This window comes from Streptomyces sp. NPDC111520, from assembly GCF_055635295.1.
This window is the reverse complement of sequence record NZ_JBVKBW010000007.1, coordinates 446,854-463,438: the sequence shown is the minus strand read 5'-3', so window position 1 is coordinate 463,438 and position 16,585 is coordinate 446,854. Positions and strand designations below refer to the sequence as shown.

The window sequence follows — 16,585 nt, the reverse complement described above, 5'->3', positions numbered from 1 at the left end:
CTTCCTTCGGACGCGTGGCGGGCGGCGATCGCCGCCGCCCCTGCGATCCAGTCGTACGTCGCGCGGTAAACGGCCGCCCGTCGAGCGGAGCGTCCGGGCGACAGCGTGGCCAAGGAAGTGACGCAGTGCCACGAGGTACGGAACGTCAGTCCCCGCCCAGCAACAAGGTGTCGAGACCGCGCACCAGACCGGGGCGTGCCGCGGCCGCGCGAGCCGCGAGCAGGGTCCCCGCGACGTACGGGGCGGGGGAGTTGCCGGCCTCGTGCCGGATCACCAGACGCTCGTCCGGCAGCCCGAACTGCGCCTCCACGGCGAGGGTGTAGCCCGGCAGCCGCAGCGAGTGGACCTGCGTGCCCGCGATCGACGCGCCGCGGGCCTCCGGGTGCCCGGCCGTGTGTTCCGGGTCCACGGCGTACTCGGGGCGCCGTACGGCGGCCAGTTGTTCGGCGAGTTCACGTGCGGTGCCGCTGGGGGCGTCGGGCTTGGTCGCGGAGGCGTAGTCGACGATCTCCCAGTGCGGCAGGTGACGGGCCGCCAGCCTGGCGGCCGCCTGCGCCAGCGCCGCGGTCAGCGAGAAGTTCCCCGAGGCCACCACCCCGACCCCGTGCTCCTCGGCCAGCGCGGCGATCTCCTCGTAGTCGGCGCCGGACAGGCCCGACGATCCGACCACCACGTCGACCCCCCGGACCACGGCGGTGCGTACATGGCGCCCGACCGCGGTGTGCGAGGTGTAGTCGATCAGCACGTCCACGCCGTCCAGCGCGTCGTCGACCGTGCTGAAGACCGGGACCCCGAGCTCGGGGCCGCCCCACACCGCCCCGAGGTCCGCGCCGGCCGCGGACCGGGCCACCGCCGTCCGCAGCCGCAGGTCCGCGGAGTCCAGGACGGCGCGGGCGACCGCCTCCCCGGTCCAGCCGGTCGCCCCGGCGACACACACGTTCAGCAGGTCCATCCCACCAGCATGAGGCATGATCACCGACCGTCCCGTCCGGAAGCGGTCCCCCTGGGGGACCTCAGGCGCAGCCGGGCGGCGGCGGAGCGGGCCTGACGGCGCATCCGGCAGGTCAGCGTCGGCGGCCGCGGCGCGGCGGCGACCAGCTGCTCGGACAGCCACAGCGAGCGCTTCTCGAGGTCCAGCTCGTCCAGCAGCCGGTCGACGTTGGCCAGCAGCGCCCCGTACAGGTCCCAGCTCTCCCAGCGCCGTTCCGTCTCCGCCCGCAGCAGCACCGCGATCCGGTCCCGTTCCTCCCGGCCGCGCCGCAGGGCGTCCGCCAGCCGGGCCTCCGCATGGTCGGCGCCCTCCGTGACCTGGGCCGCGATCAGCCGGCCGAAACTGTCGGCGGCGTCGGCCATGTCGGCGAACAACTCGTCGATGCCGGCGGCGAGCTCGCCGGTGAACAGCGGCTCCCTCCCGCCGCGCTCGCGGTCCAGCTCCGTCAGCGAGCGGCACAGCGTCCGCAGCAGGACGGTCGACACCTCCAGGGTGTCCAGCCCGCTGCGCAGCAGCAGCCGGGTCATCGCGCCCTCCGCCGGCTTCACCCGCGGGTTGAGCCGGGTCCCCTCCTCCGCCCTGCGCAGCGAGGCGTCGAACCGCGCGATCTCGTTGTCCAGCCGGCGTGCGTCCATCAGCCAGGAGACGGCCTGTCCGGCCGTGGCGCCGGCGCGTACCTCCCGGCCCATCCGGAGCATCAGCGCCCGCATGTGCTCGGCGAGCTCGCGCACCGCGTCGCCGGCCGGCTCCACGAAGGCGGGGGGCGGCACCACGACGTTGAGCAGCACCCCGACGCCGGCCCCGACCAGGGTCTCCAGCACCCGGTCCAGCGCCTCGCCCGAGGGGGCGGGGACGGCCAGGATGAGCATCGCGCTGATCGCCACCTCGGCCACGAACTCGTCCACCCGGATGAAGTGACCGGTCACCAGCGACGCCAGGATGATCAGCCCGAGGCTCCACACCGTCAGCCCGATCAGCTCCGCGAAACCCACCGCGATGAGGACGCCCGCCACCACGCTGACCACCCGTCGGACGCCTGTGGTCACCGTCGTGTAGAGCGTCACCTGCACCACGAGCAGGGCCGTCAGCGGGGCCGTCAGCGGTGCCGGGTTGGGCAGCAGCCAGACCGCCACGGCGTACGACAGCACCGCGGCCACGGTGGAGCGCACCGTCTGCACGACGATCGGGTCGTTGTTGCGCCGCAGGAGGTCGGCGAGCGGGGCGGGAAGGACGCCGGGCACCCAGCCAGTCTCCCCGGACGCGGGACTCCCGCACCGGTCAGCGGGGACGGGTTGCGCCGACCGCGTGAATACCCGGCCCCGACACGCCCCTGAGGCACCGTCGGGGGCCGGCGCGGGGGCTTCATGGTCCGGGGCCGGAGTGTGTCCGAGCAGGGGAGCGAGGTGCCTATGGCGTGCGCGGTGCGGCGCTCCCGGGCCCTTGTCGCGGTGCTGGTCCTCGCGGCCGCCGCGGTCGCGTGCGGCGGCGCGTCGTCGCCGGCCCCCGGGCGGGCGACGCTCGACTGGTACAACTTCCCCGACGACTCCGGGGCGCTGCAGGAGGCCGCCGACCGGTGCGGCCGTGCCTCCGGCGGACGCTACGTCATCCGCTACAACAAACTCCCCCGGACGGCCGACGGCCAGCGGCAGCAGCTCGTACGCCGGCTGGCCGCACACGACCCCGCGCTCGACATCCTCGGCCTGGACGTCACCTGGGCCCCGGAATTCGCCGAGGCCGGCTGGATCCGCCCGTGGACGGGCACCCGGCGCGCCGAGGCCGTCCGGGACACCCTCGACGCCCCGCTGCGCACGGCCACGTGGAAGGACCGCCTCTACGCCGTCCCGTACAACACCAACGTCCAGCTGCTCTGGTACCGCGCGGACCTCGTGCCGGAGCCGCCCACGACGTGGGCCGCGATGCTCGACACGGCCCGTGACCTGGCGAAGGCCGGGAAACCGCACCGGATCGAGGTCCAGGGCGCCCAGTACGAGGGGCTCACGGTCTGGTTCAACACGCTCGTCTCCAGCGCCGGCGGCTCGATCCTCGACGCGGACGCGAGCGCCCCCTCGCTCGGGCCGCCCGCCGTACGGGCCGCGGGCATCATGCGCGACCTCGCGGTCTCGCCCGCCGCCGACCCCTCGCTGCCCAACCAGATGGAGGACCAGAACCGGCTGGCCATGGAGGCGGGAACCGCCGCCTTCGAGCTGAACTACCCCTTCGTGTATCCCGCGATGAAGGCCGACAACCCGCAGCTGTTCCGGCACTTCCGGTGGGCCCGCTACCCGCGGGTCGACGCCGGCCGTCCCGCCCGGGTCACCATCGGCGGCATCGACCTCGCCGTCGGCGCCCACAGCCGCCGGCCCGAGCTCGCCTTCGAGGCGGCGCTGTGCCTGCGCGACCGGGACAACCAGCGGAACGCCGCGCTGCGCGGCGGCCTGCCGCCGACCCTGCGCTCCCTCTACGACGATCCCCAGGTCCGGCGGAGCTACCCCTTCGCCCAGGACATCCTCGCCGAGCTGGAGAACGCCGCCCTGCGCCCGCAGACCCCCGCCTACCAGAACGTGTCCATCGCGGTGTCCCACACCCTGTCACCGCCCGCCGCGATCCGGCCGGCCGAGTCCGTCCGGGACCTGCAGGGGCAGATCGAGGACGCCCTGCAGTCCAAGGGGCTGGTCCCGTGACGCGCCTCTCGGAGGGCGCCCGGCAGGAGCGGCGGCTGGGCCTGCTGCTCTGCGCCCCCGCCGTGCTCGTCATGCTCGTCGTGACCGCCTACCCCGTGCTCTACGCCGTCTACCTCTCCCTGCACCGCTACGACCTGCGCTTCCCCCAGCTGGCCCGCTTCGTCGGCCTGGACAACTACGCCGCCGTCCTGAGCTCCGGGTTCTGGTGGCAGGCGTTCTGGGTGACCTGCCTGATCACCGCGGTCTCCGTCACGGTGGAACTGGCCCTCGGCATGGGGCTGGCCGTCGTCATGCACCGGGCGGTGATCGGCCGTTCGGGGGTGCGTACCGCGGTCCTGCTGCCGTACGGCATCGTGACCGTCGTCGCCGCCTTCTCCTGGCAGTACGCCTGGACCCCCGGCATCGGCTACCTCGTCGACGCTTCGGGCGCGGCCCCGCTGACCGACCAGTGGAAGGCCATCGGCCTCATCGTCCTGGCCGAGGTCTGGAAGACCACCCCCTTCATGGCGCTGCTGCTGCTCGCCGGACTGGCCCTGGTGCCGGAGGAGACGTTGCGCGCCGCCATGGTCGACGGCGCCACCCGGTGGCAGCGCTTCCGGCTCGTCACGCTGCCGCTGATGAAACCCGCCATCCTGGTGGCGCTGCTGTTCCGCACCCTGGACGCGTTCCGGATCTTCGACAACATCTACGTGCTCACCCAGGGCTCCAACGGCACCGGCTCCGTGTCGATCCTCGGCTACGACAACCTCTTCACCGCGCTGAACCTCGGCATCGGCTCGGCCATCTCGGTGCTGATCTTCCTGTGCGTCGCGGTCATCGCCTTCGCCTTCATCAGGCTGTTCGGCACGGCCGCCCCCGGATCGGAGGACACCGGACGATGAGCACGAGCCCGGCGCAGCGGCGGCGGATCGCCCGCTGGAGCGTCGTCAACACCGTCGTGGTGCTCTACGCGCTCTTCCCGGTGTGGTGGATCGTCGCCCTGTCCTTCAAGGACCCCGCCACGCTCTCCGACGGCAGCTTCGTCCCGCGCACCTGGACGCTGGAGAACTACCGCGGCATCTTCGCGACCTCCGAGTTCACCCGCGCCCTGGTCAACTCCATCGGGATCGCGCTGATCTCCACCGTCGTCGCCGTCACGCTGGGCACGATGGCCGCCTACGCGGTGGCCCGGCTGCGCTTCCCCGGCAAGGGACTGCTCATCGGCACCTCGCTGCTGATCGCGATGTTCCCGCCGATCTCCCTGGTGTCGCCGCTGTTCAACATCGAGCGCTTCCTCGGGCTGTTCGACACCTGGGCCGGGCTGATCATCCCGTACATGACCTTCTCGCTGCCGCTGGCGATCTACACGCTGTCGGCGTTCTTCCGTGAGATCCCCTGGGACCTGGAGAAGGCGGCCAAGGTCGACGGGGCGACCCCCGCCCAGGCGTTCCGGCTGGTCATCGCACCGCTCGCGGCGCCCGGGGTGTTCACCACGGCGATCCTGGTCTTCATCTTCTGCTGGAACGACTTCCTCTTCGCGATCTCGCTGACCTCCACCACCGCCGCGCGCACCGTCCCGGCGGCGATCGCCTTCTTCACCGGCAGCTCGCAGTTCCAGCAGCCCACCGGCTCGATCGCCGCGGCCGCCGTGGTGATCACCGTCCCGATCGTCGTCTTCGTGCTGCTGTTCCAGCGGCGCATCGTGGCCGGACTGACCTCCGGCGCAGTGAAGGGCTGAGGGACCGCACATGGCCGAGATCACCCTCGAAGGCGTCACCAAGCGCTACCCCGACGGCGCCGTCGCCGTCCGCGACGTCAGCCTCGCCATCGCGGACGGCGAGTTCGTGATCCTCGTGGGGCCGTCCGGCTGCGGGAAGTCCACCACCCTCAACATGATCGCCGGGCTGGAGGACATCACCGAGGGCACCCTCCGCATCGGCGGCCGGGTCGTCAACGACAAGGCCCCCAAGGACCGCGACATCGCCATGGTCTTCCAGAGCTACGCCCTCTACCCCCACATGACCGTCCGCCAGAACATGGGCTTCGCCCTGCGGCTGGCCGGCGTGGACAAGGCCGTCATCAGCGAGAAGGTCGAGGAGGCGGCCCGTGTCCTTGACCTCACCGGCCACCTCGACCGCAAGCCGGCCAACCTCTCCGGCGGGCAGCGCCAGCGCGTCGCGATGGGCCGCGCGATCGTCCGCGAACCCAAGGCCTTCCTGATGGACGAGCCGCTGTCCAACCTCGACGCCAAGCTGCGGGTCCAGATGCGCACCCAGATCGCCCGGCTGCAGCGGCGCCTCGGCACCACCACGGTGTACGTCACGCACGACCAGACCGAGGCCATGACCCTCGGCGACCGCGTGGTCGTGATGCGCGGCGGCGTCGTCCAGCAGACCGGTTCGCCGCAGGAGCTGTACGACCGGCCGCGCAACCTCTTCGTCGCGGGGTTCATCGGCTCGCCCGCGATGAACTTCCTGCCCGCCGCGGTGGAGGAGGACCGGCTGCGCACCCCGCTCGGCGACCTGCCGCTCGACGACCGCCTGCGCGCCGCCCTGGCACGCCGTGACGCACCGCGCGAGGTCGTCGCGGGCTTCCGGCCCGAGCACTTCGAGGACGCCGCGCTCGTCGGCCCGGACCGCGGCGGCGCCGTCCTCACCGTCACCGTCGACGTCCGGGAGTCCCTCGGCTCCGACGTCTACGTCCACCTCGCCCAGGAGGGCGGCGCGGCGGCCGCCGGGCAACTGGCCGAACTCGCCGCCGACTCCGGCCTCGCGGACACCGGAGCCGGCGGCCCCGAGATCGTCGCCCGGGTGTCCCCCAGGACCCGGGCCCGCGAGGGCGAGCGGCTGTCACTGTGGCTGGACACCGCTCAGGCCCAGCTCTTCGACCCGGTCACCGGAGACAACCTCACGCTCGCCGGCGGCCCGCGTGACCCGGCCGCGGGCTGAGCCCGTGGCCCCGGCCGACGTCCCGCCGCCCCTCCCCGGACCCCTCGCGCACCTGGCCCCCCTCCTCGACGACTGGGGCTACCTGGCGGTCGGCGTCCTCGTGCTCCTCGACAACGGCGGCATCCCCGTGCCCGGCCAGACCGTCCTGGTCGTCGCGGCCGCCTACGCGGGCACCGGGCGCATGGACATCGCCGGCGTCGTCGCGGTCGCCGTCGCCGCGGCCGTCGCGGGCGACTGCCTGGGCTACCTCATCGGCCGCAGCGGCGGTCGCGCCTTCGTCCACCGCTGGGGCCGCTACGTCCTGCTCACCCCCGAACGCTTCCTGCGCGGCGAGGAGTTCTTCGCCCGCCGCGGCGACCTCGTCGTCCTGCTCGCCCGCTTCGTCGACGTCCTGCGCCAGACCAACGGCATCATCGCCGGCACCGCGGGCATGCCCTGGTGGCGCTTCCTGCTCTGCAACACCCTCGGGGCGGTGCTCTGGGTCGGCGCATGGTCGGCCCTCGCCTACGCCGCCGGCACCCGCCTCGGCTCCCTCTACGCCTGGTTCACCCGCTTCCAGCTCTACGCCCTGATCGCCGCGGCCCTCCTCGCCGCCGCCCTGACCGCCCGCCACCTCCACCGCCGCCGTCTCCGCCGCCGCGCTCCGGGCCCCTGAGACGGCCCCGAGGGGGCGGTGCCTAGAGCAGGTCCTCGATGGTGATCGGCATCTTGCGGACGCGGCGGCCCATGGCGTGGTGGACGGCGTTGGCGATGGCGGCGCCGGCGCCGACCTGGCCGATCTCGCCGACGCCCTTGACGCCGAGGGGGTTGACGACGGTGTCCTCGACCTCGACGAGTTCGACGTCGACGTCCGGTACGTCCGCGTTGACGGCCACCAGGTAGTCGCCGAGGCTGGAGGCCGCCCAGCGGCCGGTGCGGGGCTCCATGTGGTTGGCCTCGAGGAGGGCCTGGCCCAGGCCCCAGATCATGCCGCCCATCAGCTGGCTGCGGGCGGTCTTGGGGTTGAGGACCCGCCCGGGCGCGAAGGCGCCGACCATGCGGCGGACCCGGACGAGGCCGAGGTCGGCGTCGACGGCGACCTCGGCGAACTGGGCGCCGAAGGTCATCAGGGCGTGGCCGTTCGCGCCGGCGTCGGGGGTCCAGGAGCCCAGTGCCTCGATGTCGGGCAGGAACTGACGGTGCATCATCTCGACGTAGGTCTCGCCGGTGTCCGGGTCGTCCCGGAGGACCATGCGCCCGTCCCGGAGTTCCACGGCCCCGGGGGCCGCCCCGCGCAGCGGCGACTCGGCGTCGGCGACCGCCCGGGCCACGAGCGCGTCGCGCAGGGCCGTGGCCGCCGTGTGGACGGCCGCGCTGATCATGCCGGCGCCGGAAGAGCCGACGGCGGCGGCGATCTGCGGGAAGGCCGTGTCACCGTTCTCGAAGCGGCACCGCTCGGCAGGCAGGCCGAGGGCGTCGGCGGCGACCTGCGTCATGGCCGTGGCCACGCCGGTTCCGAAGTCGGGGGTGGCCGCCTGCACCAGCGCCGTGCCGTCGGCGTACAGGCGGGCGCGGGCCCGCTGCGGCGTGACGGGCTGGGCGACGGGGTAGCCGGCGCTGGCCATGCCCGTACCGATCAGCCAGTGCCCCTCGCGACGGGAGCGCGGCCGCGGGTCACGGCCGGCCCAGCCGAAGCGCTCCGCGCCGCGGCGGTAGCACTCCTCCAGCCCCCAGCTCGACCACGGGTCACCCGTCGAGGGGTCGGTCGGCGTGATGTTGCGCAGCCGCAGTTCCAGCGGGTCGATCCCGAGGCGCTCGGCCAGCTCGTCCATCGCGCACTCCATGGCGAACATGCCCGAGGCCTCGCCGGGGGCGCGCATGAAGGTCGGCGTCATGGTGTTCGCGGGGAACACCCGGTACTCGCCCTCGTAGTGGGGGCATCCGTAGATCTGCGAGGCGACGCCGAGGGAGGGTTCGGCCCACTCGTCGAAGTGCGAGGTGGGGGAGAGCTTTTGGTGGCGCAGCGCGGTGAGCCGCCCGTCCCCGGTCGCGCCGAGCGTGATCGTCTGCTCCTGCTCCTCGCGGTGCCCCATCGAGGTGAACATCTGCTCGCGGGTCAGCGCCAGCTTCACCGGGCGGCCCACCAGCCGGGCCGCGATCGCGGCGAGCGCCGGATGGTGCCAGATCATCGCCTTGCCGCCGAAACTGCCGCCCGTGTAGTGCCCGATGACGCGCACACGGGAGACCGGCAGGCCGAGCAGCGCGGCGACCGTCTGCTGGGTGGAGGTGATGCCCTGCGTGGCGTCCCAGAGGGTGAGCCGGTCGCCCTCCCAGGAGGCGGTGGTCGCCGGCGGCTCGATGGGGTTGTGGTTGTTCGCGGCGTACGTGAAGGTGAGGTCCAGCCGTACGTCGGCCTCGTCGAGCCCCTGCCGCAGGTCGCCCCGGGCCATGCGCCCCGGCATGAAGCCGCCGAAGATCGTCTCGGGGACGTGGGCCAGGTCGCGGCCCTGGTCGAGGGTGGTGACCGGGGGCTCCTCCGCGTACCGCACGTGCAGCAGGCTCGCCGCGTGCTGGGCCCGCTCGTGGGTGTCGGCGACGACGACGGCGATGTGCTGGCCCGCGTAGTGGACGACGTCGTCCTGCAGCGGGAAGAAGGTCTGGCCGGGGGCCGCCGTCCCCGCCAGGGAGGGGATCAGCGGCGGCTGCGCCGCGATGGGCGGGGTGTTCTCGTGGGTGAGGACCGCGAGGACCCCCTCGGCGGCCTCGGCCTCGCCGGTGTCGATCGAGGTGATCCGCCCGCCGGCGATGTGGGCCCCTACGAGCGCGGCGTACGCCATGCCGGGCAGCGGGATCTCCGCCGAGTACCGGGCCGAGCCGGTGACCTTGGGGCGTCCGTCCACCCGGTCCATGGGCTGTCCGACGGCCGGGGTCACGACGGGCTCCCGGTGAGGGTCTCGAGCGCGCGGACCACGGTCCGGCAGGCGAGTTCGACCTTGAAGGCGTTCATCTGCGTGGGGCGTGCCGCCGCCATCTCGACCCGGGCCGCCTCGCGGAAGTTCTGCGGGATCGCCGGCGCCCCGAGCAGGAACTCCTCGGCGCGCTCCGCCCGCCAGGGCCGGGTGCCCACCCCGCCGAGCGCGAGGCGGACGTCCAGCACCAGCCCGTCCGCCAGCGCCAGCGCGGCCGCCACCGAGACCAGCGCGAACTCGTACGACTCGCGGTCGCGGACCTTCAGGTAGGTGGAGTGGCGGGCGATCGGCACCGAGGGCACCTCGATCACGGTGATCAGCTCGCCGTGCTCCAGCGGGTGCTCCCGGTCCGGGGCGTCACCGGGCAGCAGGAAGAACTCGTCGAAGGAGTAGGAGCGTTCACCGCCCGGCCCCTGGGTCCTGATCCGCGCGTCCAGCGCCGCGAGCGCCACGGCGACGTCCGAGGGGTGGGTGGCGATGCAGTGCGCGCTCGTGCCGAGGACGGCGTGCCCGCGGCTCGTCCCCTCGATCGCCGAGCAACCGCTGCCCGGCACGCGCTTGTTGCAGGGCGACGAGGCGTCGCGGAAGTAGCCGCACCGCACCCGCTGCATCATGTTGCCGCCCATGGAGGCCATGTTGCGCAGCTGGGCCGAGGCCCCGAGTTCCAGGGCCTGCGCGACGAGCGGGAAGCGCTCCCGTACGACGGCCGCTTCGGCGACCTGGCTCATCCGGGCCAGCGCGCCGATCCGCAGCGAGCCGTCGGGCATGCCCTCCACTCCGGTCAGGGGGAGGTCGTTGATGTCGACGAGCCGGCGCGGCGCGAGCACGTTCTGCCGCAGCAGGTCGACCTCCGTGGTGCCGCCGGCCAGGAAGTGGCTCTGCGGGTCCGCGGTGACGGCGGCGATCGCGTCCGCCGTGCCCGTGGCGCGGGTGTAGGTGATGGGCCGCACGATCTCACGCTCCGCTGCCGGTTCCGGGGGCGGCACCGGGGTCCGCGTCGCGGACCGCGCGGATCGCCGCACGGATGTTGGGGTACGCGGCACAGCGGCAGATGTTGCCGCTCATCCACTCCTTGATCTCCGCGTCGTCCGCGGCGTGCCCCTCCCGCAGCAGGGCCACCGCCGACATGATCTGGCCCGGGGTGCAGTAGCCGCACTGGAAGGCGTCGTGCGCGATGAACGCCTCCTGCATCGGGTCGAGCCGGCCCTCCCGGGCCAGGCCCTCGACGGTGGTGACCTCGTGGCCCTCGCACGTGACGGCGAGCGTCAGGCAGCCCAGCACGCGGCGCCCGTCCACCAGCACCGTGCAGGCCCCGCAGGTGCCCTGGTCGCAGCCCTTCTTGGCGCCGGTCAGACGGAGGTGCTCACGGAGCGCGTCGAGCAGGCTCACCCGGGGCTCGATGTCCACCGCCCGTCGCTCCCCGTTGACGTGCAGGGTGACCGGGCCGGGGCCGGGGCCGCGCTCCGGCAGCACGCCGGACTCGGCCGCGGTGTTCGCCGAAACATGTGAGGACACCGGTCCACCTCCAGATCGGTCTCCCTTTCATGCTGTTTCGCCCGTCAACGACCCGCAACCGGGATCATGCCGCGGCGGGCGCGGCTACCGCTGCCGTGCGGCGTACGCCCGTGCCCTGTTGCGGTTGCCGCACACGCGCATCGAGCACCAGCGCCGGCTGCGGTTCTTGGAGACGTCCCAGAAGACCCAGCCGCAGCTGTGCCCGGCGCAGCGCTTGAGGCGCGCGGCGTCGCCGGTGGTCACCAGCGCGCTCCGGGCCGGCGCCCCGGCCCGGGGGACAGGACGGGACCGTCCCCGCCGACCGAGACGAGCACGGGCAGCCCCCGCAGCACCTCGTCCGCGACCGCCCCGGGGCCGGGGATGTCGCCGCCGACGGGAGGAACGCCGGCGGCTGCGCCGGACGCACCCGGGGCGGCGCACGACCCTCATCGCGGCTGCGCCCCCACGCGCGGCCTCCCGCCGAGTGGCCGCGGGAGCAACGCAGCGGGTCGGGAACCCGGGCCGCGTTCCACGTCCCTCCCCGACCGCCGACCGGAGGTGCCCCCGAGGACGACTTCCCGCCCTGCGACACACCGCACTTGGCGTCGCCCGGGGGAACCGCTGTGACGAACAGCGGCCCGGGTCGACGACGCTAGGCGTTCGCCAGTTGCCGGACGACCGCCTCCGCCACCGCGCGGGCGCTGCCCGGGTTCTGGCCGGTGATCAGCCGGCCGTCCTCGACGACGTAGGTGTCGAACGGCCGCCTGGCCGTGGAGTAGTCGGCGCCGCGCTTGCGCAACTCGTCCTGGAGGCTGTACGGCACCGCCCCGGCCCGGTGCGCGAGTTCCTCCTCGGGCCAGGAGAAACCGGTCACCCGCCTGCCGCGGACCAGCGGTTCACCGCCGCTCAGCGTCACGTTGAGCAGCCCCGTCGCGCCGTGGCAGACCGAGGAGACGATCCGGCCCGACTCGTAGAACCGGGCCGTCAGCTCCTCCAGTTCCCGGCTCTGCGGGAAGTCGAACATCACGCCGTGGCCGCCGGTGAGGTAGATCGCGTCGTAGTCCTCGAGGTCCACCCGCGCGATCGGCAACGTGTCCTCGAGGAGGTCCATGTACGCGCGGTCGGCGTAGTGCCCGCCGGTGCCGAGCTCCTCCAGCACCTCGTGGGAGAGGCTCTCCGGGTCGAGGGGGACCTTGCCGCCGGCCGGGCTGGCGATGTCCATGGTGTAGCCGTCCTGCTCCACCACGTCCCAGAAGTGCGTGAGTTCCCCGAGCCACAACCCGGTCCGCATGCCGACCTTCTCGTACTCGTCGACGTTCGTCACGATGACCAGGATCTTCTTGGTCGCAGGCATGCCACTGCCCCTCTTCCCGGCGGGATCCGGTGCTGGTCGCGGCGGTCGGCGCCACGGTGCCACCCCGTCATTCCGAGCGTAAGTGGGCCATTTGGGGCAGGCAAGGCGATGTGCGGCGGACCGCGGACCGGCCGCTACGCCACGCAGAACTCGTTGCCCTCCGGGTCGCGCATCACCACGCCGTAGTGGTCCACGCCCGGTTGGGCGAGCACGCGCAGCCGTTCGGCGCCCGCCGCGACCAGCCGGCCGACCTCGGCCTCGACCCGTTCCCTGCGGGTCTCCAGGGGCACCTCGGCCCGCTCGCCGCCCACCTTGACGTCGAGGTGGAGCCGGTTCTTGACCACCTTGCCCTCGGGCACGTGCTGGAACCAGATCCGGGGGCCGCCGCCCTCCGGGTCCACGATGGAGTCGCAGCAGTCGCCCTCGCCGAGCTCCTCCTCGGGCACACCGACGGAGAGCCAGTACGCACGCCAGGTGGCGAAGCCGCCCGGCGCGTCCTCGAGGCGGTAGCGCAACGCGCCCGCCCAGAAGCGCGCCTGCGCCTCCGGATCCGCGCAGTCGATCGTGAGCTGGAACGCGACCATGTGTGCCTCCGTCGAAGTGGCCCGCCCGGTGCCCGCACCGGTGGGGCCCATGCTGCCCGACGGGTACGACAGTCGCTCAGCCGTTCTCCTCGATCCTGAAACCGACCTTCAGCCCGACCTGGTAGTGCCCGACCTGTCCGTCCTCCAGGTGGCCGCGGATCTGCGTCACCTCGAACCAGTCGAGGTTGCGCAGGGTCTCCGAGGCGCGGCTGAGCCCGTTGCGGATGGCGGCGTCCAGGCTCTCGCCGGACGAGCCGACGATCTCGGTCACCCGGTACGTGTGGTCGGTCATGGGGCCTCCCTGATCGGTGGGACCGGCGGTTCCGCCGCCCCTCCACGGTGCCCCATCGCCCGTCGGGCCGCGAGGGGAAGCACGGCCGGGGGCGTTAGGCCGCGGCGCGCCCCGGGAAGGGGCCGTACATGGCCAGGGCCAACGACGAGGTCGAAGCCCTGCTCCGCGAGTACGCCGACCTCATCCAGATCACCGGCGGCGACGCTTTCAAGGCGCGCGCCTACGAGAAGGCCGCCCGCGCCATCGGCGGCCACCACGAGGACGTCGCCCGGCTCGGCGACAAGGAGCTGCGGAAGATCCCCAACGTGGGGAAGTCCGTCGCCCAGAAGGTCACCGAGTACCTGCGCACCGGCACCGTCCCCGCCGTAGAGGAATTGCGCGCCCGCATCCCCGCGGGCGTGCGGGAGATGACCGCGATCCCGACCCTCGGCCCCAAGCGGGCCATGATGCTCTACGAGGAGCTGCACATCGCCTCGGTGCAGGAACTCGCCGATGCCATCCACGCCGAACGCCTGCGCGACCTGCCCGGATTCGGCGCCCGCACCGAGGAGAACATCCTGCACGGCATCGCCCTGCTGCAGTCCTCGGGCGGCCGGGTCCCGCTGGACGTCGCCACGCAGGTCGCAGAGGAGGTCGTCGCCGAGCTCGCCGCGCTCCCCGGCTGCGAGCGCTGCACGTACGCCGGCTCGCTGCGCCGCATGCGGGAGACGGTCGGGGACGTCGACGTCCTCCTCTCCGCCGAGCGCTCCGCGCGGTTCATGGACGCGTTCACCCGGATGCCCGCCACCGCCGAGGTCGTCGTGCGCGGCGCGAAGAAGACCTCGATCCGCACCACCAAGGGCCTCCAGGTCGACCTGCGTGTGGTGCCGCCCGACGCCTGGGGCGCGGCGCTGCAGTACTTCACCGGCTCCAAGGCCCACAACATCCGCACCCGTGAGATGGCCGTCCACCACGGCCTCAAGCTCTCCGAGTACGGGCTCTTCGACGCCGCGACCGGCGAGCTGGTCGTCTCCCGGACCGAGGAGGAGGTCTACGCCCGGCTCGGACTGCCCTGGATACCGCCCACCCTCCGCGAGGACCGGGGCGAGATCCAGGCCGGCCTCGCGGGGGAGCTCCCCGAGCCGCTGGCCCCCGGCGACGTCCGCGGCGACCTGCACACCCACACCGACCTCACGGACGGCCTCGCCGGCCTGGAGGAGATGGTGGCCGCGGCGGCCGCCCGCGGCTACGCCTACTACGCGGTCACCGACCACGCGCCCGACCTGTACATGCAGCGCATGACCGAGGCGAAGGTCCTCGCCCAGCGGGAGCAGGTCCGCCGCCTGGACCGCGCGCACCGGGGCATGCGCGTCCTGCACGGCACCGAACTCAACATCGGGCCCGACGGGGGTCTGGACTGGCCGGACGGGTTCCTGGCCGGGTTCGACCTGTGCGTCGCCTCGATCCACTCCCACTTCAACCAGGACCGCGACACCCTCACCCGGCGCCTGGTGCGCGCCGCGGAGAACCCGTACGTCAACATCATCGGCCACCCCACCACCCGGCTGCTCGGCAGGCGCCCGGGCGTCGACGCCGACCTCGACGAGGTCTTCGCCGCCTGCGCCCGCACCGGCACCGCGCTCGAGGTCAACGCCCAGCCCGACCGGCTCGACCTCGGCGACGAGCTGATCCTGCGGGCCCGCCGGCACGGCGTCCGGTTCGCCGTCGACAGCGACGCACACTCCACCGTCCACCTGGACTTCATGCGCTACGGCGTCGGCACCGCCCAGCGGGGCTGGCTCACCGCGGACGACGTCGTCAACGCCTGGCCGCTCACCCGGCTGCGGCGCTTCCTGCACAAGCGCGGCCGTACGCATCCGTGACCGTACCCGGGGTAGGCGCGGGACGAGGGCCCGTACCACGCCCGACATCGAGGAGGACACGATGCTGCTGCTGGGATTCGTGCTCATGGGCGCGACCGCCGCCTTCACCGGACTGCTGATCGCGGAGAACCTCGGGGGAGGCCCCGAGTACACCGTGACGCTGTTCGGCTCCGACATCGCCACCGTCAACACCCTCGGCGCGTTCCTCGCCGGTCTCGCGCTCGCCCTGGTCTTCTGCCTGGCCTCGGTCGTCGCCCTGGCCGGCGCCGGACGCGAACGCAGCCGCCGCGCGGAGCTGCGCCGGCTGCGCCGCCGGGCCCGCGCGGCCGAGAAGGCGCCCGACACCACCACCGCCGGCACCGCGGCCCCCGCCGCCGGCACCGCCAGGACCGACGACGAGACGGCGGCCGCCCAGACCCCCACCCCCTCCGCCCGCCGCCGGGGCATGCACCTGTTCGGTCACTGACCCACCGGGCCGCAGCACGTGGCGCCCGCCCACCGGTACGTACGACGGACCGCCGAAGATGCCTCCAGGACCCGCTGCCGCCATTCTGGGAACGGGGCAGGACAAGGAGGCCGGTACGTGTCCACCGCGAAGATCTGCTGTGTGGCGGGCGCCCCGTGCTGGGTCAGCCTGATGGCACGCGACCTGGACGTGGCGAAGGCGTTCTACGGACCACTGCTCGGCTGGGAGTTCGAACCCGGGCCCTCACGCTGGGGCCCGTACGAACGCGCGCTGGTGAACGGCACGGAGGTCGCCGGCATCGGGGCCATCGCCCGGGACTGGGAGACCTCGGTGTCCTGGACCACGTACTTCGGGGTGGAGAGCGCCGACGCCACGGCCTCCGACATCCGCGACCGCGGCGGCACGGTGGCCGTCGGCCCGCTCGACTTCGACGCGGGGCGGCTGGCCCTGGTCGCCGACTCCATGGGCGCCTCCTTCGGCATCTGGGAGGGCGAGCACGGCCCCGCCCGCAAGCTGCGGATGCACGGCGCCCCCTCGTGGATCGAGCTGCGCACCCGGGACGCCTTCGCCGCGGCCCTGTTCTACGGCGAGGTCTTCCACTGGGACCGGCGCGGCCCCCGCTACGTCGTGGAGTGGGAGAACGACCGCGTCGTGCTGTACGTCGACGGGCACAGCGTCGCGGGCATCCGCGGCGGGGGCGTCGAGGCCGCGGCCGACCCGAAGGTCCGGCCGCGGTGGCACGTCTTCTTCACCGTCGCCGACGTCGACGAGGCCGTCCGGCGCGCCAAGGACCTGGGCGGCGAGGTCACCGGCGAACCCCTGGACAGCGCTTACGGCAGGGTCGCGGGCATCCGCGACCCGGAGGGCGGGCTGCTCTCCCTCGTCGCCGACCACGAGTAGCGCACCACGAGCAGCGCACCACGAGCAGCGCACCACGCGTCGCGTGGCGCACGCGTGGCGCGTGCCCGCCGCGTCCCATCGGATGA

17 protein-coding genes are annotated in these 16,585 nt (G+C 73.4%); 8 read left to right on the top strand and 9 right to left on the bottom strand.

The window, feature by feature from the left end; all coding sequences use genetic code 11:
* Nucleotides 1-145: 145 nt before the first annotated feature.
* The gene (dapB, locus tag ACZ7MY_RS19705) at nucleotides 146-952 is read right to left on the bottom strand and encodes a 4-hydroxy-tetrahydrodipicolinate reductase (protein WP_499603237.1); all 807 of its coding nucleotides are present in this window, start codon (nucleotides 950-952) and stop codon (nucleotides 146-148) included.
* Nucleotides 953-972: 20 nt separating this feature from the next.
* Entirely contained in the window at nucleotides 973-2,232 is a 1,260-nt protein-coding gene (locus ACZ7MY_RS19700) for an FUSC family protein (RefSeq protein ID WP_499603236.1), read from the bottom strand.
* 168 nt (nucleotides 2,233-2,400) lie between these two features.
* On the opposite strand from ACZ7MY_RS19700, the gene ACZ7MY_RS19695 reads away from it, so the two are divergent.
* The 5 genes from ACZ7MY_RS19695 to ACZ7MY_RS19675 are packed head-to-tail and all read left to right on the top strand — an operon-like array spanning nucleotide 2,401 to nucleotide 7,254.
* Entirely contained in the window at nucleotides 2,401-3,672 is a 1,272-nt protein-coding gene (locus tag ACZ7MY_RS19695) for an ABC transporter substrate-binding protein (RefSeq protein WP_499603235.1), read from the top strand.
* Entirely contained in the window at nucleotides 3,669-4,553 is an 885-nt protein-coding gene (locus tag ACZ7MY_RS19690; protein WP_499603234.1) for a carbohydrate ABC transporter permease, read from the top strand. Before ACZ7MY_RS19695 ends, ACZ7MY_RS19690 begins: the two co-directional genes overlap by 4 nt.
* Nucleotides 4,550-5,389 (top strand): carbohydrate ABC transporter permease, encoded by an 840-nt coding sequence (locus tag ACZ7MY_RS19685; protein ID WP_499603233.1) that lies wholly within the window; start codon nucleotides 4,550-4,552, stop codon nucleotides 5,387-5,389. Before ACZ7MY_RS19690 ends, ACZ7MY_RS19685 begins: the two co-directional genes overlap by 4 nt.
* Before the next feature lie 10 nt (nucleotides 5,390-5,399).
* Entirely contained in the window at nucleotides 5,400-6,599 is a 1,200-nt protein-coding gene (locus tag ACZ7MY_RS19680) for an ABC transporter ATP-binding protein (RefSeq protein ID WP_499603232.1), read from the top strand.
* A gap of 4 nt (nucleotides 6,600-6,603) precedes the next feature.
* A complete protein-coding gene (locus ACZ7MY_RS19675) occupies nucleotides 6,604-7,254 on the top strand; it encodes a DedA family protein (protein ID WP_499603231.1) in 651 nt (216 codons plus the stop codon).
* Nucleotides 7,255-7,276: 22 nt separating this feature from the next.
* Here the strand turns inward: ACZ7MY_RS19675 and ACZ7MY_RS19670 are convergent, their stop codons facing one another.
* From ACZ7MY_RS19670 to ACZ7MY_RS19640, 7 genes are all read right to left on the bottom strand, one after another.
* On the bottom strand, nucleotides 7,277-9,511 hold the full coding sequence (locus ACZ7MY_RS19670) for a xanthine dehydrogenase family protein molybdopterin-binding subunit (RefSeq protein ID WP_499603230.1): 2,235 nt from the start codon (nucleotides 9,509-9,511) through the stop codon (nucleotides 7,277-7,279).
* Nucleotides 9,508-10,497 carry an FAD binding domain-containing protein gene (locus ACZ7MY_RS19665; protein ID WP_499603229.1) on the bottom strand — a complete coding sequence of 330 codons (990 nt, stop codon included), beginning with the start codon at nucleotides 10,495-10,497 and terminating at the stop codon, nucleotides 9,508-9,510. Before ACZ7MY_RS19665 ends, ACZ7MY_RS19670 begins: the two co-directional genes overlap by 4 nt.
* Nucleotides 10,498-10,501: 4 nt before the next feature.
* The gene (locus ACZ7MY_RS19660) at nucleotides 10,502-11,062 is read right to left on the bottom strand and encodes a (2Fe-2S)-binding protein (RefSeq protein WP_499603228.1); all 561 of its coding nucleotides are present in this window, start codon (nucleotides 11,060-11,062) and stop codon (nucleotides 10,502-10,504) included.
* An 84-nt stretch (nucleotides 11,063-11,146) separates the two neighbouring features.
* Nucleotides 11,147-11,305 carry a CGNR zinc finger domain-containing protein gene (locus ACZ7MY_RS19655; RefSeq protein ID WP_499603227.1) on the bottom strand — a complete coding sequence of 53 codons (159 nt, stop codon included), beginning with the start codon at nucleotides 11,303-11,305 and terminating at the stop codon, nucleotides 11,147-11,149.
* A 388-nt stretch (nucleotides 11,306-11,693) separates the two neighbouring features.
* A complete protein-coding gene (locus ACZ7MY_RS19650; protein WP_499603226.1) occupies nucleotides 11,694-12,395 on the bottom strand; it encodes a type 1 glutamine amidotransferase domain-containing protein in 702 nt (233 codons plus the stop codon).
* A 134-nt stretch (nucleotides 12,396-12,529) separates the two neighbouring features.
* Nucleotides 12,530-12,979, bottom strand: a complete 450-nt coding sequence (locus ACZ7MY_RS19645) for a VOC family protein (RefSeq protein WP_499603225.1) — start codon at nucleotides 12,977-12,979, stop codon at nucleotides 12,530-12,532.
* A gap of 76 nt (nucleotides 12,980-13,055) precedes the next feature.
* Nucleotides 13,056-13,271, bottom strand: a complete 216-nt coding sequence (locus ACZ7MY_RS19640) for a dodecin (protein ID WP_499603224.1) — start codon at nucleotides 13,269-13,271, stop codon at nucleotides 13,056-13,058.
* A 128-nt stretch (nucleotides 13,272-13,399) separates the two neighbouring features.
* On the opposite strand from ACZ7MY_RS19640, the gene polX reads away from it, so the two are divergent.
* The 3 genes from polX to ACZ7MY_RS19625 all read left to right on the top strand — a co-directional run bounded on the left by polX (nucleotide 13,400) and on the right by ACZ7MY_RS19625 (nucleotide 16,499).
* Nucleotides 13,400-15,133: a DNA polymerase/3'-5' exonuclease PolX gene (polX, locus tag ACZ7MY_RS19635; protein ID WP_499603223.1), complete on the top strand. Its 1,734-nt coding sequence runs from the start codon at nucleotides 13,400-13,402 to the stop codon at nucleotides 15,131-15,133.
* Nucleotides 15,134-15,194: 61 nt separating this feature from the next.
* On the top strand, nucleotides 15,195-15,599 hold the full coding sequence (locus ACZ7MY_RS19630) for a hypothetical protein (RefSeq protein WP_499603222.1): 405 nt from the start codon (nucleotides 15,195-15,197) through the stop codon (nucleotides 15,597-15,599).
* A gap of 117 nt (nucleotides 15,600-15,716) precedes the next feature.
* Entirely contained in the window at nucleotides 15,717-16,499 is a 783-nt protein-coding gene (locus ACZ7MY_RS19625) for a VOC family protein (RefSeq protein ID WP_499515369.1), read from the top strand.
* Nucleotides 16,500-16,585 lie beyond the last annotated feature (86 nt).

What these genes read in the sequence shown, in the direction of transcription:
- dapB (WP_499603237.1), bottom strand. Translation starts at nt 952, where the DNA reads ATGGACCTGCTGAACGTGTGTGTCGCCGGGGCGACCGGCTGGACCGGG.
- ACZ7MY_RS19695 (WP_499603235.1), top strand. Translation starts at nt 2,401, where the DNA reads ATGGCGTGCGCGGTGCGGCGCTCCCGGGCCCTTGTCGCGGTGCTGGTC.
- ACZ7MY_RS19685 (WP_499603233.1), top strand. Translation starts at nt 4,550, where the DNA reads ATGAGCACGAGCCCGGCGCAGCGGCGGCGGATCGCCCGCTGGAGCGTC.
- ACZ7MY_RS19680 (WP_499603232.1), top strand. Translation starts at nt 5,400, where the DNA reads ATGGCCGAGATCACCCTCGAAGGCGTCACCAAGCGCTACCCCGACGGC.
- ACZ7MY_RS19650 (WP_499603226.1), bottom strand. Translation starts at nt 12,395, where the DNA reads ATGCCTGCGACCAAGAAGATCCTGGTCATCGTGACGAACGTCGACGAG.
- ACZ7MY_RS19645 (WP_499603225.1), bottom strand. Translation starts at nt 12,979, where the DNA reads ATGGTCGCGTTCCAGCTCACGATCGACTGCGCGGATCCGGAGGCGCAG.
- ACZ7MY_RS19640 (WP_499603224.1), bottom strand. Translation starts at nt 13,271, where the DNA reads ATGACCGACCACACGTACCGGGTGACCGAGATCGTCGGCTCGTCCGGC.
- polX (WP_499603223.1), top strand. Translation starts at nt 13,400, where the DNA reads ATGGCCAGGGCCAACGACGAGGTCGAAGCCCTGCTCCGCGAGTACGCC.
- ACZ7MY_RS19630 (WP_499603222.1), top strand. Translation starts at nt 15,195, where the DNA reads ATGCTGCTGCTGGGATTCGTGCTCATGGGCGCGACCGCCGCCTTCACC.